The organism is Nocardioides sp., assembly GCF_030019515.1.
Taxonomy (GTDB): Bacteria; Actinomycetota; Actinomycetes; order Propionibacteriales; family Nocardioidaceae; genus Nocardioides.
The window spans coordinates 72,592-92,554 of the sequence record NZ_JASEEQ010000006.1 but is presented as its reverse complement, the minus strand read 5'-3'; the positions used below and the strand labels follow the sequence as shown (position 1 = coordinate 92,554).

Below are 19,963 nucleotides of genomic sequence, written 5' to 3'. Positions count from 1 at the left end.
GGCGCGGCTCCAAGCCTCCGGGGCACTCCGGGACGGATATGACCCGAATGGACTAGTCCGACTAGTCAGGTGGGGCCAGGAGGCGGTGTCGACTCGAGCCCAGGTGGTTGGGTGCGGGCCGCCACCTCGACTACGCCGGTTCGCTCCGCGACTCCGGTCTCGACACGGCCGTCGCGACCTCGTCCCTCGGTCGCGGGCCTTGCTCGACCTCCGCCTTCGATCGTCGCGGCGGAGCCGCGCCGATCAGGCGGACTTCTTCTTCTTCTCCGTCTCCCGCGGGATCAGGGTCGGCGAGACACCGTCCATCACGACCTCACGGGTCACGATCACCTTGGCGATGTCGCCGCGCGAGGGCACGTCGTACATCACGTGGAGGAGCACCTCCTCGATGATCGCGCGCAGGCCGCGGGCACCGGTGCCGCGCTCGAGCGCGTTGTCGGCGATCGCCTCGATCGCGTCGGCGGTGAACTCCAGCTCGACGCCGTCGAGCTCGAAGAGCTTCTGGTACTGCTTGACCAGCGCGTTGCGCGGCTCGGTGAGGATCTGGACCAGGGCGTGCTGGTCGAGCTTGCTCACGCTCGCGATCAACGGCAACCGCCCGATGAACTCGGGGATCAGGCCGAACTTCGTGAGGTCCTCGGGCCGCACCTGGGCGAGCAGGTCCTCGGCCTCGCGCTCGGCCTTGCCGCGGACCTCGGCGGTGAAGCCGAGGGTCTTCTTGCCGACCCGCTGCTCGACGATGTGCTCCAGCCCGGCGAACGCGCCGCCGACCACGAACAGGATGTTCGTGGTGTCGATCTGGATGAACTCCTGGTGCGGGTGCTTGCGGCCGCCCTGCGGAGGGACCGAGGCGGTCGTGCCCTCGATGATCTTCAGCAGCGCCTGCTGGACTCCCTCACCGGAGACGTCGCGGGTGATCGAGGGGTTCTCGGCCTTGCGGGCCACCTTGTCGATCTCGTCGATGTAGATGATGCCGGTCTCGGCCTTCTTGACGTCGTAGTCGGCGGCCTGGATCAGCTTGAGCAGGATGTTCTCGACGTCCTCGCCGACGTAGCCCGCCTCGGTGAGCGCGGTGGCGTCGGCGATCGCGAACGGCACGTTGAGCATCCGGGCCAGCGTCTGGGCGAGATACGTCTTGCCGCAGCCGGTGGGGCCGATCACGAGGATGTTCGACTTGGCGACCTCGACGACCTCCTCCTTGCTGTGCTTGCCCGACAGGGGCTGGAGGCCGGCCTGGACCCGCTTGTAGTGGTTGTAGACCGCGACCGCGAGGGACTTCTTCGCCTGCTCCTGGCCGATGACGTAGGAGTTGAGGAACTCGAAGATCTCCTTCGGCTTGGGCAGCTCGTCGAGGCTGACCTCGGCACCCTCGCTGAGCTCCTCCTCGATGATCTCGTTGCACAGGTCGATGCACTCGTCGCAGATGTAGACCCCGGGACCCGCGATCAGCTTCTTGACCTGCTTCTGGCTCTTCCCGCAGAACGAGCACTTGAGCAGGTCGCCTCCGTCACCGATACGTGCCACGGGCGGTCATCCTCCGGTCCTGTCGAGCTGTCCTTCGTGCTGTGCGGTCGAGCTGGGCCCGATGGTGCGAGCCGATGGTGCGGGGCGAGACCCTCTCCGAAGGTACCTCCTGCCGCCCCCGGTCGGGGGCCGGACACGAGGAACACACCGGACGGGTCAGCCGGCCACCGCGGGGGTGCCCTTGAGCGACTGGAGCACGGCGTCGATCAGGCCGTACTCGACCGCGCCCTCGGCGGTGAGGATCTTGTCCCGCTCGATGTCGTGGCTGACCTCCTCGATGGAGCGGCCGCTGTGGTCGCTGATCATCTTCTCGAGCAGCTCGCGCATCCGCAGGATCTCGTTGGCCTGGATCTCGATGTCGGAGGTCTGGCCGAAGGTGCCCTCGGTGTAGGGCTGGTGGATGAGGATCCGGCTGTTCGGCAGCGCCAGGCGCTTGCCGGGGGTGCCGGCCGCCAGCAGGATCGCTGCCGCGGAGGCCGCCTGCCCGATGCACACGGTCTGCACATCGGGCTTGATGAACTTCATCGTGTCGTAGATCGCGGTGAGCGCGGTGAACGACCCGCCGGGACTGTTGATGTAGATGCTGATGTCCTGGTCGGGGTTCATCGACTGCAGGCAGAGCAGCTGGGCGATCACGGCGTTCGCGACGTCGTCGGAGATCGGCGTGCCGAGGTAGATGATGCGGTCCTCGAACAGCTTGGCGTAGGGGTCGATGCGCCGGAAGCCGTACGACGTGCGCTCTTCCCACTGCGGGATGTAGTAGTTCATCTCAGACATTCGGGTCAGTCCTTCTGCCGGGCCGGGCGGCCGTCGTCGGCGGCCTCGCGAGCGCTCTTGATGACCTGGTCGACCAGGCCGTACTCCTTGGCCTGGTCGGCGGTGAACCACCGGTCGCGGTCGGCGTCCATCTCGATCTGCTCGACCGTCTGGCCGGTGTGCTCGGCGATCAGCTCGAGCAGGACCTTCTTGATGTGCAGCGACTGCTGGGCCTGGATCTTGATGTCCGAGGCCGAGCCGCCCATCCCGGAGGAGGGCTGGTGCATCATGATCCGCGCGTGCGGCAGGGCGTAGCGCTTGCCCTTGGTGCCGGCGCAGAGCAGGAACTGGCCCATCGAGGCGGCCAGGCCCATCCCGACCGTGGCCACGTCGTTGGGGATGTAGTTCATGGTGTCGTAGATCGCCATGCCCGCGTCGACCGAGCCACCGGGCGAGTTGATGTGGAGGAAGATGTCCGCTTCGGGGTCCTCCGCCGAGAGCAGCAGCAGCTGGGCGCAGATCGCGTTCGCGTTCTGGTCGCGCACCTCGGAGCCGAGGAAGACGATCCGCTCGCGCAGCAGCCGCTGGTAGATGTGGTCGTCGAGCACGTTCATGCCCGCGCCGCCGTTGAGCTGTGGGCTGGAGTTCTGGGTCACGAGAGCGACCCTAGCCGCAAGCCCGGACAGAACCACGGCCAATCCCCCGCTGTTCGCCGACAGCAGATAAGTCACGCCTCGGCGGCCGCCTTCAGCCGGGCCACGGTCCGGGCCATGCCCGCCTCGAGCTCGTCGGCGTGGCCCTCGCTCCCGCCCAGGGCGAGCGGGGCGAACACCCTGCTCATCGCTGTCATGCCGCGCGGGACCGGGCGGCGGTGCACGACCCGGGTGGTCGTCCCCTCCGCCGCGGGCGTCAGCTCCCAGATCCACCGTGCACCGCTGGAGGTGGTGTCCCAGGCGACCGTGCGGCCCGGCTCGAGGGCCGAGACGACGTTGCGGGTCGGCCAGAGCGCCGCCCTACGGCGGTTGAGCCCGAGGTACCACTGCCCGACCCGGAGGCCACCGGGCTTCAGCGGGACCATCCGGACCAGCTCGGGGCTCCACTCCGGCATCCGGGAGAAGTCGGTCAGCAGCGCCCAGACCCGCTCCGGCGGCGCCTCGACGGTGGCCTCGGCACGCAGCTCGCGATCGGCGGGTCCGGTCATGCGAGCCAGTCTCCCAGAGCGCGGTGGACCTCGGGGTGGTTGAGCAGCCCGAAGTGGTCGGTGCGGCCGACGTGCAGCACGTCGGCACCGGGGAACAGCTCGCGGCCGTGGCGGTCGCGGCCGTACGCCGAGGGCACCCGGACGAGCAGGTCGCCGACGACGTGCCCCACGGGATGGCGCCGGCTGGCGGTCACGGTCGCGGCGACCAGCCGGTAGCGGGCATGCGGCAGGGGCGGGACGTCCTCGGCCAGACCGGCGACCAGGTCGTGCACGCCGACCGAGCGCAGGTCGAGGATCCGCCCGAACGTCGCGGTCTCGGGCCGCCGCCCCAGCCCGCGGCTGCCGTGCCCGATCCCGCGGGCGACCGGGGCGCCCAGGTGCGGGGTCCCGAGCGTGACGACGTCGGAGACCAGGTGGGTCCACGGCCGCTCGACCCCGTGCGCCACCGCGCCGGCGGCCCGCAGGATCAGCCCGCCCATCGAGTGCCCGACCAGCGCGATCCGGCGCACCGGCACCGGCCAGTCCTCGACCAGCCGCTGGAGCAGCGCGGAGAGCGCGACGCCGTTCTGGCGCAGACCCAGCCCGGTGTTGGCGCGCAGGAAGACCGGGGTCCAGCCCGCGCCGGCCAGCGCCTCGCCGTACGTCGTGCCGGTGCGCTCGCGACACCGCTCCCAGTAGGACTCGTTCTCGCAGAGCCCGTGCAGGAACACCACGACGCGACCGGTGGCGTCGGGGAAGGCGGCCGCGAGGCCCGGCCCGTCGAGCGGCACGTCGCGGCCCGCGGACCGGACCGCCATCGCGATCGCGAGCCGCGGCCGCTCCGCGACCAGACGGTCGCCGATCAGGCCGTTGACGGCCGAGCTGACGAAGCGGCCGCGCGGGCCGTCCTCGAGGCGCGGGCCGACGCCGGTCTCGGCGACCTTGCCGAGCCCGGCCGAGGCGGCGCGCAGCCCGGCACTGAGGCCGCCGCACACCGCGCCGGCGATGGCGCGGCCGGGGTAGCCCCCGAACCGGTCGGCCCAGGCGTCGTGGGCATCGCGCACGCTGCGCACGACCAGCTCGTCGGCGGCCTCGGACAGCAGCGAGAGCGCGTCGAGGTAGGTCGGACCGGAGGGGGTGCTCACCCGCGGGAGCGTACCGAATGAGTGCACAGACGTGCACTCATTCGGCGGGTCGCTCACGCCTGGGTGGCGGACTCCTCGGCCGGCTGCTCCTCGGCCTCGGACTGCTCGGCCTCGGCCTCCGGCTCGCCGATGGTGCCGTCGGGGCGCAGGTTCTTCAGCTCGACGACGTTGCCGGAGGCGTCCTTGACGACCGCGGCCTCCACGATCCGGGCGAGCGCCTTGCCGCGAAGGATCTCCTGCACCAGCTCGGGGATGTGGTTGTGCTCGAACATGTGGTTCGCGAACTCCTGCGGGTCCTGGCCGGACTGCTGGGCGCGCCGCACGAGGTGCTCGGAGAGCTCGGCCTGGTCGATGCCGAACTCCTCCTTCTTGGCGATCTCGTCGAGCAGGAACTGCGCGGCGACCGCATCGCGGACCCGCCGCTCGAGGTCGGCCTCGAACTCGTCCAGGGTCTGGCCCTCGTCCTCGAGGTACTTGTCCATGGGGACGCCGGCGTACGCGAGCTGCTGCTCGAGGTTCTGGCGGCGGGCGTTGAGCTCATCGGTCACGACGACCTCCGGCAGCGGCACCTCGACCCGGTCGAGCAGCTGCTCGAGGACGGCGTCACGGGCGGCGGCGGCCTGCTCGAGGCGCCGGCCGCGGCCCAGGCGCTCGCGGACGTCCGCGGTGAGCTCCTCGACGGTGTCGAACTCCGAGGCCATCTGGGCGAACTCGTCGTCGACCTCGGGGAGCTCCTGCTCCTGGACCTGGCTCACGGTGACCGAGACGTCGACCGCCTGGCCGACCAGGTCGCCGCCGACCAGCTCGGACTGGAAGGTCTTCTGGTCGCCGGCGGCCATGCCGGTCAGCGCCTCGTCGAGGCCGTCGAGCATGCCGCCGCGACCCACCCGGTAGGACATGCCGGAGACCTCGGCGCCCTCGATCGGCTCGCCGTCCCGGGTCGCCACGAGGTCCATGACCACGAAGTCGCCGTCGGCGGCCGGGCGCTCGACGTCGATCAGCGTCGCGAAGCGCTCGCGCAGCGCCTCGACCTGCTCCTCGACGTCGGTGTCGGTGAGCTCGATGTCGTCGACCTGCGCCTCGACGCCGTCGTAGTCGGGCACCGCGATCTCGGGCCGCACGTCCACCTCGGCGGTGAACTCCAGGGCCTGGTTGTCCTCGAACTTGGTGACCTCGATCTCCGGCTGCGCGAGCGGCTGGAGGGAGCTGGCCTGCAGCGCCTCGACGTACTTCTGCGGAACGACGTCGTTGATGGCCTGGTCGAGCACGGCACCGCGGCCGACCTGGCGGTCGATCACGGCCGGCGGGACCTTGCCGCGGCGGAAGCCGGGGACGTTGATCTGCTGGGCGATCTGCTTGTACGCCGCGTCGAGGCTCGGCTTGAGCTCCTCGAAGGGCACCTCGACGGTCAGCTTGGCCCGGGTCGGGCTCAAGGTCTCGACGGCGCTCTTCACAGGCTTTCTCCTCATGCATCTGTTAGGTGGGTGGTGCGTCGGGGCGACAGGACTCGAACCTGCGATCTCCTGCTCCCAAAGCAGGCGCGCTAGCCACTACGCTACGCCCCGCCAAGTGGGCTCCGGTCCGCCTCGGGTGCGGCTCGGTCCCTGCTTGGAGCGGATGACGGGAATCGAACCCGCGTAGCCAGTTTGGAAGACTGGGGCTCTACCATTGAGCTACATCCGCGCACCCGGGGGCGGGACCCCCGCGAACCCCCGAATCGTGCCATACCTGCGCGGCTCCGCCCCAACCGAGGGCGCCGCACGGGCCCGGCCCCTCGATCGTCAGCGGCGGTGCAGGACCACCAGTGCCCGGTCGTCGTTGTCCGAGCCGAGGGCCTCGACGAGCCGATCGGCACCGCCCTCGAGCCCGCCGCGCAGCAGCCGCTCCGCCTGGCCGAGCATCCGGTCGATGCCCATGCCGATCTCGCGGCGCGGGGTCTCGACCATTCCGTCGGTGTAGAGCAACAGCGCGTCGCCGGGCCGGAGCAGGCCGCGGACCATCGTGAACTCGGCGTCCTCGATCAGGCCGAGGACCGGGCCCTCTGCCTCGTGGACCGTCCACCTCCCCGAGCCGGCGTCCAGCTGGGCGGCCGGCGGGTGGCCCGCCGTACGGATCTCGAACTCGCCGGTGTCGGTGTCCAGGGAGAGGTGGATGGCGGTGGCGAAGCCCTCGTCCCAGTCCTGGCGGAGCAGGTAGTCGTTGGCGGCCTCGAGGAACTCCCCCGGCGGCAGCGCACCGAGCAGGCCGCCGAACGCACCGGAGAGCTGCAGGGCGCGGGTGCCGGCCTGCTCGCCCTTGCCCGACACGTCGACCACGGCGAGCTCGACCCGGCTGCTTCGCCGCGGCCGGGTGGCGACCACGAAGTCCCCCGCGAAGGGGGTGCCGCCCGCCGAGCGCAGGGCGGTCTCGAGCAGCCACTCATCCGAGAGCGTCGGGACGCCGCCCTGGTTGAGGATGCGGTCGCGGAGGTCGACGAGCATCGATTCGCCCAGGACGCCGGCGACCCCGAGCCGCGAACGGCGGAACGAGGTGACCAGCACGATGAAGCAGAGCAGGAAGACGATCGCGATCGCGAGCACGGTGCGCAGCAGGATGTGCTCCTGACGGCCCACGGTGAGCATCAGCATCACCATCAGGAACACCACGAACCACGGGAGGTGTCGGGGTCCGAGCAGCAGGCTGCCGAGCAGCAGCGGGACCATCAGCGCGGTCAGCGGGATGATCGTCGGCCAGGCCAGCACCACGGCGGTGATGGCCACGGTGAGCGCGACCAGCGCGACCAGGATCCGGTTGTGCGGGCGGATCCCCCGGCCGATGGCCTGGCTGACGGAGGGTCGCCGCCGCGCGGACCGGGCGGGCCGGCCCGCCTCGGAGGGAGCGGTCATGGTCGGCATCGGTCCTCGTGCTCGGGGGTGCTCACTGTAGTGCGCGGGAGCGGAACCTGGGCTGGCATCGCGGGCACCAGAACAGGTTTCTTCCCTGGAGCTCGACGGTCCGCACGGTCGAGCCGCACACGTGGCACGGCTGCGCGGTGCGGCGGTAGACGTAGACCTCGCCCCCGTGGTCGTCGCGGCGGGGCGGCCGGCCCATGGCCTCGGGCGTGTGCTCGGGCCGCACGGTGTCGATCCGGCCGGTCCGAACGCCCTCGCGCATCAGCACCACGAGGTCGTCCCACATCGCCTGCCACTGCCCGGCGCGCAGCGTGTTGCCGGGGCGCTGGGGGTCGATCCGGTGCCGGAACAGCAGCTCGGCGCGGTACACGTTCCCCACGCCGGCGAGCACCGCCTGGTCCATCAGCAGGCCGCCGATCGGCGCCCTGCTGCGCCGGATCCGCGCCCAGGCGCGGCCGGGATCGGCGTCGGCACGCAACGGGTCCGGGCCGGAGCGGGCGACGACCGCGTCGCGCTGCTCCCGGGTCACCAGCTCGCAGGTGGTGGCGCCGCGCAGGTCGGCGTACGCGTGCCAGTCCCGGTCCGCGGCCACGATCCGCAGGCGCACCTGCCCGACCGCCGCGGGCACCTCCTCGATGCCGGCCACGACGTCGAGCCTGCCGTAGAGGCCGAGGTGGATGTGCACGAACCGCTCGTCGGGGAAGGCGATGAACAGGTGCTTGCCCCAGGCCTCGGCACCGACCAGCACCTGGCCGTCGATCAGAGCCGCCGAGTCGGCGAACCGGCCCTGCGGGCTGCCGGTGCGCACCACCCGGCCGGCGAAGGTCGCGGTGATCTCGTCGGCCAGGCGGTGGAGCGTGTGGCCCTCAGGCATCGCCGGGAAGCGCCGGGAGCTCGCCGGTGCTCTCGTACGCCGTCAGCTGGCCGATCCGGCGCACGTGCCGCTCCTCGCCGCTGAACGGCTCCGCGAGGAAGACCTCGACGAAGCGGGTCATGTCCTCCAGGGAGTGCATCCGGCCGCCGACGGAGACGACGTTCGCGTCGTTGTGCTGCCGGGCGAGCACCGCGGTCTCCTCCGACCAGACCAGCGCGCACCGGATGCCGCGCACCTTGTTCGCGGCCATCTGCTCGCCGTTCCCGGAGCCGCCGATCACGACGCCCAGGCTGTCGCCGCCGGCGGCCCGCTCCGCGGCGACCGCCTCGGCGGCCCGCAGGCAGAAGACGGGATAGTCGTCGAGGGCGTCGTAGGCGAACGGGCCGTGGTCCACTGGCTCGTAGCCGTGGTCGGTGAGCCAGCGGCTGAGGTGGTCCTTGAGGTCGAGTCCGGCATGGTCGCAGCCGAGGTGCACGCGCATGACGCCCATCCTGGCAGCCGGGCGCGCGGTGGGAGCGATCGAGGCGGCATGATCGGACCGTGACGGTGTTCCTCGGGACGTCATACGGTCGGAGTAGGCGGTAACACCGTCCGTAGGACCTCCCGGAGGCCGGCGGCCGGCGTGAACGGCCAGGGCCCCTAGAAGCCGAGCCGGCGACCGGGCCGGTCGTTGCGGACGGCCTCGCCCTTCTGCTGCGCCGTGGTCCGCAGCTCGGCCTGGAAGGCGCGCATCCGGTCCTGCAGCCCCGGGTCGGTGGCCGCCAGGATCCGCACGGCGAGCAGGCCGGCGTTCCGGGCGCCGCCGACCGCGACCGTCGCGACCGGGACGCCGGCGGGCATCTGCACGATCGAGAGCAGCGAGTCCAGGCCGTCGAGGTTCTTCAGCGGCACCGGTACGCCGATCACCGGCAGCGGCGTGACCGCGGCGAGCATGCCCGGCAGGTGGGCGGCCCCGCCGGCCCCGGCCACGATCACGGACAGGCCGCGGTCGGCGGCCTCCCGTCCGTAGGCGAGCATCTCCTCGGGCATCCGGTGCGCCGAGACCACGTCCGCCTCGTAGGCGATGTCGAACTCGGCCAGCGCCTCGGCCGCGGCCTTCATCACCGGCCAGTCGGAGTCCGACCCCATCACGATGCCGACTCGTGCACCCATCGCCCGTCCTTCCAGGGGTTCACTCACTCTCGTCTCCCAGGTCGCCCCGGAACCACGCCGCGGCGTGCCGCGCGCGCTCGAGGCAGTCGTCGAGGTCCTCACCGTAGGCGTTGACGTGCCCGACCTTGCGGCCCGGCCGCAGTTCCTTGCCGTAGAGGTGCACCCGCAGCATCGGGTCCCGGGCGAGCGCGTGCGGGTAGCCGTCGTACAGCCTGCCGACGCCGGTGTCGTCGCCGCCGAGGATGTTCACCATCACCGTCCACCGCGCCCGCGGGGCCGGCGAGCCGAGCGGCAGGTCCAGGACCGCGCGCAGGTGGTTCTCGAACTGCGAGGTGATCGCGCCGTCCTGGGTCCAGTGGCCGGTGTTGTGCGGACGCATCGCGAGCTCGTTGACCAGCACCCGCCCGTCGCGGGTCTCGAAGAGCTCGACCGCGAGGATGCCGGTCACGTCGAGCGCACCGGCGATGTGCAGCGCGATCTCCTGCGCCCGCCCGGCGAGCCCCGGGTCGAGGTCGGGCGCCGGCGCGATCACCTCGCGGCAGATGCCGTCCACCTGCGTGGAGGCGACGACGGGGTACGCCGCGGCCTGCCCGCTGGGCGAGCGCGCCACGAGCGCCGAGAGCTCCCGGCGGAAGTCGACCAGCTCCTCGGCCACCAGCCGCACGTCGGCCTCGAGCGCGGCCCGGAACGGCTCCTCGCAGTCGTCGACCGAGCGGACGAACCACACGCCCTTGCCGTCGTAGCCGCCCCGCGAGGTCTTGAGCACGCACGGGAACCCGAAGGCCTCCACGTCCCCGACGGTCCGGACCACGGCGTTGCGGGGGCAGGGCACGCCGAGCTCCGCGAGCCGCTCCCGCATCACGGCCTTGTCCTGGGCGTGCACCAGCGCGTGCGGGCCGGGACGCACCGCGACACCGTCCTCCTCCAGGGCGTGCAGGTGCTCGGTGGGGACGTGCTCGTGGTCGAAGGTGACGACCGGGCACCCGGACGTGACCCTCCGCAGCGTCTCCAGGTCGCGGTAGTCGCCGACCAGGTGGTCGGGGATCACCTGGGCGGCCGAGACGCCCTCCCCCTCCGCGAGCAGCCGCAGCGGCAGCCCGAGCGCGTTGGCCGGCGCGGCCATCATCCGGGCGAGCTGTCCGCCGCCGATCACGGCGAGCGTCGGGGCGAGCCGATGGTCGGGGCTGGACTCACCGGGGCTGGACTCACCGGGGCTGGGCACACCGGAACTCTAGACGGGGTCGCTCAGCGGGTGCGGTCCTCGGTCTCGAAGCGCAGCCCCTCGCCGCGGATCGTGGTGATCAGGCGCGGATGGCGGCTGTCGTCACCGAGCTTGCGGCGCACCCACCCCAGGTGCACGTCGATGGTCTTCGACGAGGTCCAGAACGTGGTGTGCCAGACGTCACGCATCAGCTCGTCGCGCGTGACGACCTCGCCCGCCCGCTCCATCAGCGTCTGGACCAGGTCGAACTCCTTGCGGGAGAGCACGATCTCCTCGGTTCCACGCCAGGTCCGCCGCGAGACCGGATCGAGCCGGATGTCCTGCACCTCGATCACGTTCCCACGGTAGGAAGGCACCGGCCGCACCGGAGGGCAAACGCCGAAATTGATCCCCAGGACTAGCCGATCGCAGGGTCAGGAGCGGCGGACGGCGACCGGCTCGACGAGCCCGAAGCCACGCACCGGGCGGGCCGGCAGCCGCCGGGTCTCGAACTCCTCAGCCGGCAGCAGCCCGGCGGTGGCGGAGTCGATGATGATCCGGTTGCGGCGGGCCACCGCCGTCAGCCGGGCGGCCAGGTTGACCGGCGGGCCGAAGACGTCACCGAGCCGCATCACGACCGAGCCGCTCGCCAGCCCCAGGCGTACGTCGGGCATCCGGGTGTCCCGGCCGACCACGTTGATGATCCCCTCGGCCGTGTCGTAGGCCCGGACCGGGTCGTCGTTCACGAACAGCACCGAGTCGCCGATGCTCTTGATCACGCGCCCGCGCTGGGAGGCGACCACGTCGGAGCACCGGGACTCGAAGAGCTCGACCAGGTCGCCGATCCGCTCCTCGCTCAGCCGGTTCGAGAGCGCCGTGAAGCTCACGATGTCGGCGAATCCGACGGTGAGCTGCACGGTGTTGAGGTCCTCCTCGTTGGCGCGCAGCGCCTCGACCCGCGCGACCGCTGCGGCCAGGTGCCGGCGCCAGACGTAGACGAGGAGCTCCTCGAACGGCTGGTTGATCTCGTCGATGAGCCGGATCGCCGATCCCTGCCGGCTGCCGGTCGCCTCGTCACCGGACTCGAGCTCCTCGACCCGGTGCACCAGGGTCGCGACCTCCCAGTCGGCGAGCCGGGCCATCGTCTGACCGACGGCGCGGGTGAGGTTGACGGCCATGTCGAAGTCGATGGCGCCGGACGCGACCACGCCGAGCAGCGTCGAGAGCGCGTCGGCGTCGGCGTCGGTGAACGCCGTCTCCAGCCCGTGCTCGGGGAACCCGAGCGCACGCCACAGCCGGCGCGCCTCCGCGACGGTGACGCCGGTGCGGGCCGCGACCTCCTGGGCGTTGAACGTGGGCGTCTCGCCGAGGATCGCCCGCTCGAGGTCCTCCGAGCTCGGCGCCGGGTCCGACCCGGTCGGGTGGTCGTCAGGTCCCGTCATGTCCTGCCGAGGGGTGGTTGAGGCTCTGCAGCATGGCGTTGACCCTGCGCTGGGTCTCCTCGACCCGCGGGATGTCGTGCAGCCGGATCTGCCCGTGCTCGCTGGCGTCGGAGATGATCAGCGTGCCGCAGCCGAGCATCCGGTCGATCAGCCCGAACTCGTAGGCGATGTCGCTGATCCGCGTGAGCGGCATGTCGTGGCCGCGGCGCACGAGGACGCCGCTGCGGGTGATCAGCCGCCGGTTCGTGAACGTGTACGACGCGGTGGCCCAGATGATCGCCGGGCGCAGGACGTACCAGATCACGCCGATCGCGACGACGGCCCACACGACGTAGGCGAGCGTCTGGTCCCACTGGACCTGGACGAAGGTGCCGATCGCCAGCAGGACGACCAGGACCAGGATCGGGACGATCAGCGCCTTGACGTGGGTGCGGGTGTCGACGACGACGGTCTCACCCTCGTTCAGCAGCTTGTGCGAGATGGCCACGCGCCGATCATGTCACTGATCGTGCCCGGACGTGGCGGAGCGCACGTGCACGACGTCGCCCGCGCCCACGACCGTCTCGCCGTCCGCGCCGCGCACCACCAGCCGCCCGACCTCGTCGATGCCGGTCGCCCGGCCGGTCAGCACCCGGCCGCCGGGCAGGTCGACCCGCACGTCGCGGCCGACCGTGACGCAGGCCGCGGCGTACGACGAGCGCAGCCGGGCGGTCGCCTCGGCCCCACCGGCCTGCCAGACGTCGTAGGCCTCGCGCAGCGAGCGGAGCAGCTCGCCGAGCAGATGGGTCCGGTCCGGCTCGGCGCCGGACTCGAGGGCCAGCGAGGTCGCGGCCGGGACCGGCAGCTCGCCCGCGGTCAGGCTGACGTTCAGCCCGATCCCGAGCACCGCCGCCGGGCCGGTGGGCGTCTCGACCCGCTCGACCAGGATGCCGACCAGCTTGCGGTCGCCGGCCAGTACGTCGTTGGGCCACTTCACCCCGACGTCGTACCCCTCCGCGCGCAGCGCCTTCGTCACGGTGTAGCCGGCGAGCAGCGGCAGCCACGGCCAGTCGGCGGCCGGCGCCGACGGGCGGAGCAGCAGCGAGAACGTCAGCGAGGACCGGGCGGGGGTCTCCCAGGACCGGTCCAGGCGGCCCCGGCCGGCGGTCTGGTGCTCGGCGACGACGACCAGGCCCTCCTCGGCGCCCTCCCGGGCGCGCTCCGCGGCGACCGCGTTGGTCGAGGTCGCGGTCTCGAGCACCTCGACGAGGAGATCGGGGGCGAGGGCCGCGAGCGGGACGGGGTCGAGTGATGTGCGTCGCACCGGGTCGGAGGTCACGGGCACTACATTGGCCCACGGTCCCAACCACGTGCCAGTGAGGAGCCCCCCAGAAGATGGCAGAGCCGACAGCAGAGACGGCGAGCACCGAGCCCGGTCACGGAGCCGGCTCCCCCGACGTCCACACGACGGCGGGCAAGCTCGCCGACCTCGACCGACGGCTCGACGAGGCGGTGCACGCGGGCTCGGCGAAGGCGGTCGAGAAGCAGCACGCCAAGGGCCGCAAGACCGCCCGGGAACGCATCGAGATGCTCTTCGACGAGGGCTCCTTCGTCGAGCTCGACGAGCTGGCCCGGCACCGGTCGACGGCGTTCGGCCTCGAGAAGAACCGGCCGTACGGCGACGGGGTGATCACCGGCTACGGCGAGATCGACGGCCGCCAGGTGTGCGTGTTCTCCCAGGACTTCACGGTCTTCGGCGGCTCGCTGGGCGAGGTGTACGGCGAGAAGATCACCAAGGTCATGGACCTCGCGATCAAGACCGGATGCCCGATCATCGGCATCAACGAGGGCGCCGGCGCGCGGATCCAGGAAGGTGTCGTCTCGCTCGGCCTGTACGGCGAGATCTTCCGCCGCAACGTGCACGCCTCCGGCGTGATCCCGCAGATCAGCATGATCATGGGCTCCTGCGCCGGCGGGCACGTCTACTCCCCCGCGGTCACCGACTTCACGATCATGGTCGACGGCACCTCCAACATGTTCATCACCGGTCCCGACGTCATCAAGACCGTCACCGGCGAGGACGTGTCGATGGAGGACCTCGGCGGCGCCCGCACGCACAACACCAAGTCCGGCAACGCCCACTACATGGGCTCGGACGAGGAGGACGCGATCGAGTACGTCAAGGCGCTGCTCTCCTACCTCCCGCAGAACAACCTCGACGAGGTGCCCGCCTACGACGAGGCGGCGGAGCCCGAGTTCACCGACCTGGACCGCAGCCTGGACTCGATCATCCCGGACTCGCCGAACCAGCCCTACGACATGCACGAGGTGATCGGAGCCGCCCTCGACGACCAGGAGTTCCTGGAGGTCCAGGAGCTGTTCGCGCCGAACATCATCGTGGGCTTCGGCCGGGTCGAGGGCCGCTCGGTCGGGGTCGTCGCCAACCAGCCGATGCAGTTCGCCGGCACCCTCGACATCGACGCCTCGGAGAAGGCCGCCCGCTTCGTGCGCTTCTGCGACGCCTTCAACATCCCGGTGCTGACCTTCGTCGACGTCCCGGGCTTCCTCCCGGGCACCGACCAGGAGTGGAACGGCATCATCCGCCGCGGCGCCAAGCTGATCTTCGCCTACGCCGAGGCCACCGTCCCGCTGGTCACGATCATCACCCGCAAGGCCTACGGGGGGGCCTACGACGTGATGGGCTCCAAGCACCTCGGCGCCGACATCAACGTCGCCTGGCCGACCGCCCAGATCGCGGTGATGGGCGCCCAGGGCGCAGCCAACATCGTCTACCGCAAGGAGCTCAAGGCGCTCCAGGACGATGGCGGCGACGTGGAGTCGCGCCGCGCCGAGCTGATCGACGAGTACGAGACCACCCTGGCCAACCCCTACATCGCCGCCGAGCGCGGGTACGTCGACGCGGTGATCGCCCCACACGAGACGCGCCTGGAGATCGTCCGCGCGCTGCGCCTGCTGCGCTCCAAGCGCGAGACGCTGCCGCCGAAGAAGCACGGGAACATCCCCCTGTGACCGCCCCGGCCGACCACCCCACACGACCCCTGCTACGCGTGGTGCGAGGTAATCCCACACCCGACGAGATCGCCGCCCTCACCGCAGTGGTCACCTCCCTACCCAGCCACCAAATCCCCCCACCACTACCGGCCCCGCACTGGTTCGCACACCACCACAAGCTACGGACACCCCACCCCCACGGACCTGACGGCTGGCGCGCCAGCACCCTTGCCCGTTGAGAGAACAGGACGCCATGTGACCAAGTCTCTGCAGAAGGTCCTTGTCGCCAACCGCGGAGAGATCGCGGTGCGCGTGATCCGCGCCTGCAAGGACGCCGGTATCGGCTCTGTGGCGGTCTACGCCGACCCCGACCGCGACGCGCTGTTCGTCCGCCTCGCCGACGAGGCCTACGCGCTCGGTGGGGCGACCCCGGCGGACTCCTACCTCGACATCACCAAGATCATCGCGGTCGCCGAGCAGTCCGGCGCCGACTCGGTGCACCCCGGCTACGGCTTCCTCGCAGAGAACGCCGACTTCGCCCAGGCGGTCATCGACGCCGGGCTGACCTGGATCGGCCCACCGCCCTCGGCGATCGAGGCGCTGGGCGACAAGGCCAGGGCCAAGCACATCGCCGACAAGGCGAACGCGCCACTGGCCCCGGGCACCAAGGACCCCGTCCAGGACGCCGACGAGGTCGTCGAGTTCGCGAAGGCCAACGGCCTCCCGGTCGCGATCAAGGCGGTGTTCGGCGGTGGCGGCCGCGGCCTCAAGGTCGCCCGCACCCTCGAGGAGATCCCCGACGCCTACGAGTCCGCGGTGCGTGAGGCGATCTCCGCCTTCGGCCGCGGCGAGTGCCTGGTCGAGAAGTTCCTCGACAAGCCGCGCCACGTCGAGACCCAGTGCCTCGCCGACCAGCACGGCAACGTCGTCGTGGTCTCCACCCGGGACTGCTCGCTCCAGCGCCGCAACCAGAAGCTGGTCGAGGAGGCGCCCGCGCCGTACCTCACCGAGGAGCAGCTGACCGAGCTCTACGAGTCCTCCAAGCGCATCCTGAAGGAGGCCGGCTACTACGGCGCCGGCACCTGCGAGTTCCTGGTCGCCCAGGACGGCACCATCTCCTTCCTCGAGGTCAACACCCGGCTCCAGGTCGAGCACTGCGTGTCCGAGGAGGTCACCGGCATCGACCTGGTCCGCGAGATGTTCCGCATCGCGGCGGGCGAGGAGCTCGGGTACGGCGACCCCGAGATCCGCGGCCACTCGATCGAGTTCCGCATCAACGCCGAGGACGGCGGCCGCAACTTCATGCCGGCGCCCGGCACGCTGTCGGCCTGGAGCCCGCCCAGCGGTCCGGGCGTCCGCCTCGACGGCGGCTACGAGAACGGCGAGACCATCCCGGGCTCGTTCGACTCGCTCATCGCGAAGCTGATCGTGACCGGCCGCGACCGCACCCAGGCCCTGGAGCGCTCGCGGCGCGCGCTCGACGAGTTCGTCGTGGACGGCATGCCGACGGTCATCCCGTTCCACCGCGCAGTCGTCTCCGACCCGGCGTTCGTCGGAGACGGCGACAGCTTCGACGTCTACACCCAGTGGATCGAGACCGACTTCGACAACCAGATCCCGCCGTACAGCGGTGACACCGCCGAGGGCGACGGCTCCCTTGGATCTTCGGGAGAGGAGCGGCAGCGGGTCGTCGTCGAGGTCGGCGGGAAGCGCCTCGAGGTCGTCCTGCCGGGCGGTCTCGGCGCCGGGGCCGGCGCCGTCGGCGGCGCCAAGAAGCCGAAGCGCGCGGCCGGCAAGAAGGCGGGAGCCGCGGCCAGCGGCGACGCGGTCACCAGCCCGATGCAGGGCACCATCGTCAAGGTCGTCGTCGAGGAGGGCCAGCAGGTCGCCGAGGGCGACACCGTGGTCGTCATCGAGGCGATGAAGATGGAGCAGCCGCTCAAGGCGCACAAGGCCGGCACGGTCACCGGGCTCGAGGCCGTGGTCGGTCAGACCGTCGGCAACGGCGCGGTCATCTGCGAGCTCAAGGACTGAACACGGGCTCCATCCCGCGCTGGTGGACGCCCCGACCCACGCCTGCTCCTTTCGTGAGCACTCGGGATGAGCGTTCACTATATGTTTGGCATTTCGGGGTCCCAAACCCCGATCGCGCCTGCGAGGAGTACTTCGACCGCCCAGCGGCCCGCGGGCATGCCTTCGCGAGCGGGCCCCGGCGAAGCGGGTTTGCCGCTGGCCCGAGCCCGAGGAGGCGTGCACCCCGGGGGGGCACAGCGGCTGCAGATTCTCGCCAGAAAGTTGCCGCAGATTGATCGCTCGCCCGCACCACTGAGACTTAGGTGACTAAGACGAGCACCCAAATCCAAGAAGGGCCACGCCGCAGCAACGGCGGCAATCGAACATCGCGAGGCCACTCCAAGCCGACGGCCACACGAAGCCGCCCGGAAAATGGACGAAGCCCCGGATCCGAAGACCCGGGGCCCGTCATCACACGTGACCGGTTGATCTTCGCAGCTCGCGACGGCGAGTCGAAGAGCCCTCCCACGATTCACCCTCGGAACTCCCAATCTTCGTTTCCGTAGGTCAGAGGTCGAATACGTCTCGCCTGAGAGGCCTTGAGGGTGCATCTGCAGCCTGCGGATCAGCTGTCCTGTCCGAACAGCTCTCGAGAGCTCTTGTCCTCAAGTCGGTCTCAGCTGATCTTCGAATCTCGAGCCTCGCAAACTGTCGGCAACGCTCGAAAATGAGGCCGCTCCGACGCTCGAAAACGAGGCCACCGGTTCGTGCTGCTTAGTCTGCCGTGTCTTGGGTTCTGATGCTGGGCAGGGTGTCGATGCCGCGGTTGCGTAGTCGGTAGCTGGCGCCCTTCAGGGTGAGGACGTCGGCGTGGTGGACGACGCGGTCGATCATCGCGGCGGCGACGGCCTGGTCGCCGAAGACGCCGCCCCAGCCGTCCCGCCCGATGTCGCCGCGGGCGGCGGTCTCGGCGTAGTAGGCAGCAACGGCCTCTTGGATGTCGCCCATGACCTGGACGAGCCGCAGCTCTTCGTCAGCGGTGATGGCCAGGCGGGCGGCGCTCATCGGGTGCGTCTCCAGGTGGTGGTCAGGGATGTGCGCGACAACGCCGGTGGCGCGGCCGGCTTAACTACCTGCCGGATACACACGGCGAGGGCCCCTGGCCCGCGTTTCCGCAGGCCAGGGGCCCTTTCTTTACCTAAACTGCCGAGCCGGTAATACCTAAACCGGCCCACGTGCGCGAGGGGGGAGTTGAACCCCCACGTCCTTTCGGACACACGGACCTGAACCGTGCGCGTCTGCCTATTCCGCCACTCGCGCGTGAAGCGGGCCAAGGCTATCCCAGCCCCCAGGCTTGCCCCAAACCGACACCGGCGGCCCGCCCGGCCCGGGTCGTGTGCCTGAGCACGCGCCAGGGCGCGGCGTGAGGCACACGACCCTCGCGCGCCGCGCCCGCGCCGCGCGCACCGCTCGGTCGACCCCGTTACGATCGGTCGCAGCCCGGCCCACCGGTCGGGGTGCCCGGCCTGCCACGGCCGAGGATTCGGCGAGCACGCTGGCGGGCACGACCACCGGGATGCGGACGGAAGGAGGCAGCGTGGGCGGACTCCAGAAGCTGGAGAACCGGCTCGAGCAGATGATCTCGGGCGCCTTCGCCCGCGCGTTCCGCTCCGCGGTCCAGCCGGTCGAGATCGCGGCGGCCCTCCAGCGCGAGTGCGACAACAACGCCCAGATCCTCTCCCGCGAGCGGCGCCTGGTCCCCAACGACTTCCACGTCGAGCTCTCACCGGCCGACCTGGACCGGCTCTCGCCGTACGACACCGCGCTCGCCGAGGAGCTGACCAGCCAGCTGCGCGACCACGCCGAGCAGCAGAGCTACGTCTTCCCGGGACCGGTGGCGATCGCCTTCGAGGCCGCCGACGACCTCACCACGGGACGCTTCCGGATCCGCAGCCAGGCCCAGGCCAAGGTGACCAGCGGCGCGACCCACACCCAGGTCGGCCGGGCCCGCGCGGTGCTCGAGGTCAACGGCACCCGGCACCCGCTCCAGCCGCCCGGTCTCGTGGTCGGCCGGGGCACCGACGCCGACCTGCGCATCAACGACCCCGGCGTCAGCCGCCGGCACGTCGAGTTCACGGTCACGGGATCCGGGTCGCCGGACGGGTCGGGACTCTCGATCGAGGTCAACGACCTGGGCTCGACCAACGGCATGCTGGTCGACGGCCACCGGATCACCCACACCGGCCTGCGCGACGGCTCCCAGGTCAAGATCGGCAACACCACCATGACCGTCCGGGTCCTCGAGGAGGGCTGAGGATGTCCGAGCTGACGCTGTTCCTGATCCGGATCGCCTACCTGGCGATCCTCTGGATCTTCGTGCTCTCGGCCATCTCGGTGATCCGCTCCGACATGTTCGGCGCCCGGGTCCCGGAGGCGGCGCGCGGCGGCCGCGGTGCCGGCCGTGCCCCCAAGCCGGCCAAGCAGCCCAGCAAGCGGCGCGGCACGCCCACCCACCTGGCGGTGACCGAGGGCTCGAACGCCGGTGAGCGGGTCGACCTCGACCGCGCGCCGATCCTGATCGGCCGCGGCGCCGACGCCGCGATCCGCCTCGACGACGACTACGTCTCGACCCGGCACGCGCGGATCGCGGCCTCCGGGGACCAGTGGTTCGTCGAGGACCTCGGCTCGACCAACGGCACGTACGTCGGCACCGTCCGCATCACCCAGCCCACCACGATCACGCTCGGCACCCAGGTCCGGATCGGCAAGACGATCCTGGAGCTCAGGAAGTAGC

The 19,963-nt window shown here is 71.1% G+C and carries 21 protein-coding genes and 3 tRNA genes; 5 read left to right on the top strand and 19 right to left on the bottom strand.

Annotated elements, in window-relative coordinates:
* Nucleotides 1-243: 243 nt before the first annotated feature.
* The 17 genes from clpX to QMC84_RS10240 form a co-directional block, all read right to left on the bottom strand.
* Nucleotides 244-1,524 carry an ATP-dependent Clp protease ATP-binding subunit ClpX gene (gene clpX, locus QMC84_RS10320; protein WP_300374526.1) on the bottom strand — a complete coding sequence of 427 codons (1,281 nt, stop codon included), beginning with the start codon at nucleotides 1,522-1,524 and terminating at the stop codon, nucleotides 244-246.
* 156 nt (nucleotides 1,525-1,680) lie between these two features.
* A complete protein-coding gene (locus QMC84_RS10315; protein ID WP_300374872.1) occupies nucleotides 1,681-2,292 on the bottom strand; it encodes an ATP-dependent Clp protease proteolytic subunit in 612 nt (203 codons plus the stop codon).
* Between the two features lie 14 nt (nucleotides 2,293-2,306).
* Nucleotides 2,307-2,894 (bottom strand): ATP-dependent Clp protease proteolytic subunit, encoded by a 588-nt coding sequence (locus QMC84_RS10310; RefSeq protein WP_011756910.1) that lies wholly within the window; start codon nucleotides 2,892-2,894, stop codon nucleotides 2,307-2,309.
* Between the two features lie 113 nt (nucleotides 2,895-3,007).
* On the bottom strand, nucleotides 3,008-3,481 hold the full coding sequence (locus QMC84_RS10305) for an SRPBCC family protein (protein ID WP_300374524.1): 474 nt from the start codon (nucleotides 3,479-3,481) through the stop codon (nucleotides 3,008-3,010).
* Complete coding sequence (locus QMC84_RS10300) at nucleotides 3,478-4,605, bottom strand: hypothetical protein (protein WP_300374522.1); 1,128 nt, start codon at nucleotides 4,603-4,605, stop codon at nucleotides 3,478-3,480. Before QMC84_RS10300 ends, QMC84_RS10305 begins: the two co-directional genes overlap by 4 nt.
* A 53-nt stretch (nucleotides 4,606-4,658) precedes the next feature.
* On the bottom strand, nucleotides 4,659-6,059 hold the full coding sequence (tig, locus tag QMC84_RS10295) for a trigger factor (protein WP_300374520.1): 1,401 nt from the start codon (nucleotides 6,057-6,059) through the stop codon (nucleotides 4,659-4,661).
* Between the two features lie 38 nt (nucleotides 6,060-6,097).
* Nucleotides 6,098-6,170: transfer RNA gene (locus QMC84_RS10290), tRNA-Pro, on the bottom strand.
* Nucleotides 6,171-6,214: 44 nt separating this feature from the next.
* A tRNA-Gly gene (locus QMC84_RS10285) sits at nucleotides 6,215-6,288 on the bottom strand.
* 98 nt (nucleotides 6,289-6,386) lie between these two features.
* Nucleotides 6,387-7,490 (bottom strand): PP2C family protein-serine/threonine phosphatase, encoded by a 1,104-nt coding sequence (locus QMC84_RS10280; RefSeq protein WP_300374518.1) that lies wholly within the window; start codon nucleotides 7,488-7,490, stop codon nucleotides 6,387-6,389.
* A gap of 31 nt (nucleotides 7,491-7,521) precedes the next feature.
* Complete coding sequence (locus QMC84_RS10275; protein ID WP_300374516.1) at nucleotides 7,522-8,370, bottom strand: DNA-formamidopyrimidine glycosylase family protein; 849 nt, start codon at nucleotides 8,368-8,370, stop codon at nucleotides 7,522-7,524.
* Nucleotides 8,363-8,851, bottom strand: a complete 489-nt coding sequence (locus QMC84_RS10270) for a ribose-5-phosphate isomerase (RefSeq protein ID WP_300374514.1) — start codon at nucleotides 8,849-8,851, stop codon at nucleotides 8,363-8,365. Before QMC84_RS10270 ends, QMC84_RS10275 begins: the two co-directional genes overlap by 8 nt.
* A gap of 158 nt (nucleotides 8,852-9,009) precedes the next feature.
* Complete coding sequence (gene purE / locus QMC84_RS10265) at nucleotides 9,010-9,522, bottom strand: 5-(carboxyamino)imidazole ribonucleotide mutase (protein ID WP_300374512.1); 513 nt, start codon at nucleotides 9,520-9,522, stop codon at nucleotides 9,010-9,012.
* A 19-nt stretch (nucleotides 9,523-9,541) separates the two neighbouring features.
* Nucleotides 9,542-10,744 carry a 5-(carboxyamino)imidazole ribonucleotide synthase gene (locus QMC84_RS10260; protein ID WP_300374510.1) on the bottom strand — a complete coding sequence of 401 codons (1,203 nt, stop codon included), beginning with the start codon at nucleotides 10,742-10,744 and terminating at the stop codon, nucleotides 9,542-9,544.
* Nucleotides 10,745-10,767: 23 nt separating this feature from the next.
* Nucleotides 10,768-11,079: a winged helix-turn-helix domain-containing protein gene (locus QMC84_RS10255; RefSeq protein WP_300374508.1), complete on the bottom strand. Its 312-nt coding sequence runs from the start codon at nucleotides 11,077-11,079 to the stop codon at nucleotides 10,768-10,770.
* 78 nt (nucleotides 11,080-11,157) lie between these two features.
* Nucleotides 11,158-12,165 (bottom strand): adenylate/guanylate cyclase domain-containing protein, encoded by a 1,008-nt coding sequence (locus QMC84_RS10250; protein WP_300374506.1) that lies wholly within the window; start codon nucleotides 12,163-12,165, stop codon nucleotides 11,158-11,160.
* On the bottom strand, nucleotides 12,152-12,652 hold the full coding sequence (locus tag QMC84_RS10245) for a PH domain-containing protein (RefSeq protein ID WP_300374504.1): 501 nt from the start codon (nucleotides 12,650-12,652) through the stop codon (nucleotides 12,152-12,154). The genes QMC84_RS10250 and QMC84_RS10245 overlap by 14 nt, the downstream gene beginning before the upstream one ends.
* Nucleotides 12,653-12,664: 12 nt before the next feature.
* Entirely contained in the window at nucleotides 12,665-13,483 is an 819-nt protein-coding gene (locus QMC84_RS10240; protein ID WP_300374502.1) for a biotin--[acetyl-CoA-carboxylase] ligase, read from the bottom strand.
* 56 nt (nucleotides 13,484-13,539) lie between these two features.
* Between QMC84_RS10240 and QMC84_RS10235 the strand changes: the two genes are divergently transcribed.
* The 3 genes from QMC84_RS10235 to QMC84_RS10230 are packed head-to-tail and all read left to right on the top strand — an operon-like array spanning nucleotide 13,540 to nucleotide 17,190.
* Nucleotides 13,540-15,174 carry an acyl-CoA carboxylase subunit beta gene (locus tag QMC84_RS10235; RefSeq protein WP_300374501.1) on the top strand — a complete coding sequence of 545 codons (1,635 nt, stop codon included), beginning with the start codon at nucleotides 13,540-13,542 and terminating at the stop codon, nucleotides 15,172-15,174.
* Complete coding sequence (locus QMC84_RS22410; protein ID WP_366145743.1) at nucleotides 15,171-15,395, top strand: acyl-CoA carboxylase subunit epsilon; 225 nt, start codon at nucleotides 15,171-15,173, stop codon at nucleotides 15,393-15,395. The genes QMC84_RS10235 and QMC84_RS22410 overlap by 4 nt, the downstream gene beginning before the upstream one ends.
* A gap of 16 nt (nucleotides 15,396-15,411) precedes the next feature.
* Nucleotides 15,412-17,190 carry a biotin carboxylase N-terminal domain-containing protein gene (locus QMC84_RS10230; protein ID WP_300374499.1) on the top strand — a complete coding sequence of 593 codons (1,779 nt, stop codon included), beginning with the start codon at nucleotides 15,412-15,414 and terminating at the stop codon, nucleotides 17,188-17,190.
* Nucleotides 17,191-17,943: 753 nt separating this feature from the next.
* On the opposite strand, the gene QMC84_RS10225 is transcribed toward QMC84_RS10230, so the two are convergent.
* Nucleotides 17,944-18,234 carry an ATP-binding protein gene (locus tag QMC84_RS10225; RefSeq protein WP_300374497.1) on the bottom strand — a complete coding sequence of 97 codons (291 nt, stop codon included), beginning with the start codon at nucleotides 18,232-18,234 and terminating at the stop codon, nucleotides 17,944-17,946.
* 171 nt (nucleotides 18,235-18,405) lie between these two features.
* Nucleotides 18,406-18,489, bottom strand: a tRNA-Leu gene (locus tag QMC84_RS10220).
* 277 nt (nucleotides 18,490-18,766) lie between these two features.
* Here QMC84_RS10220 and QMC84_RS10215 point away from each other — a divergent pair.
* Both QMC84_RS10215 and QMC84_RS10210 read left to right on the top strand, forming a co-directional pair.
* Nucleotides 18,767-19,483, top strand: a complete 717-nt coding sequence (locus QMC84_RS10215) for a DUF3662 and FHA domain-containing protein (RefSeq protein ID WP_300374495.1) — start codon at nucleotides 18,767-18,769, stop codon at nucleotides 19,481-19,483.
* 2 nt (nucleotides 19,484-19,485) lie between these two features.
* The gene (locus tag QMC84_RS10210; RefSeq protein WP_300374493.1) at nucleotides 19,486-19,962 is read left to right on the top strand and encodes an FHA domain-containing protein; all 477 of its coding nucleotides are present in this window, start codon (nucleotides 19,486-19,488) and stop codon (nucleotides 19,960-19,962) included.
* Nucleotide 19,963 lies beyond the last annotated feature (1 nt).

Bases quoted from the DNA above. Each gene is read 5' to 3' on its own strand.
- QMC84_RS10210 (WP_300374493.1), top strand. From the start codon at position 19,486: ATGTCCGAGCTGACGCTGTTCCTGATCCGGATCGCCTACCTGGCGATC.
- QMC84_RS10225 (WP_300374497.1), bottom strand. From the start codon at position 18,234: ATGAGCGCCGCCCGCCTGGCCATCACCGCTGACGAAGAGCTGCGGCTC.
- QMC84_RS10305 (WP_300374524.1), bottom strand. From the start codon at position 3,481: ATGACCGGACCCGCCGATCGCGAGCTGCGTGCCGAGGCCACCGTCGAG.
- purE (WP_300374512.1), bottom strand. From the start codon at position 9,522: ATGGGTGCACGAGTCGGCATCGTGATGGGGTCGGACTCCGACTGGCCG.
- QMC84_RS10280 (WP_300374518.1), bottom strand. From the start codon at position 7,490: ATGACCGCTCCCTCCGAGGCGGGCCGGCCCGCCCGGTCCGCGCGGCGG.
- QMC84_RS10270 (WP_300374514.1), bottom strand. From the start codon at position 8,851: ATGCGCGTGCACCTCGGCTGCGACCATGCCGGACTCGACCTCAAGGAC.
- QMC84_RS10315 (WP_300374872.1), bottom strand. From the start codon at position 2,292: ATGAACTACTACATCCCGCAGTGGGAAGAGCGCACGTCGTACGGCTTC.
- QMC84_RS10310 (WP_011756910.1), bottom strand. From the start codon at position 2,894: ATGAACGTGCTCGACGACCACATCTACCAGCGGCTGCTGCGCGAGCGG.
- QMC84_RS10235 (WP_300374501.1), top strand. From the start codon at position 13,540: ATGGCAGAGCCGACAGCAGAGACGGCGAGCACCGAGCCCGGTCACGGA.
- QMC84_RS10250 (WP_300374506.1), bottom strand. From the start codon at position 12,165: ATGACGGGACCTGACGACCACCCGACCGGGTCGGACCCGGCGCCGAGC.
- QMC84_RS10275 (WP_300374516.1), bottom strand. From the start codon at position 8,370: ATGCCTGAGGGCCACACGCTCCACCGCCTGGCCGACGAGATCACCGCG.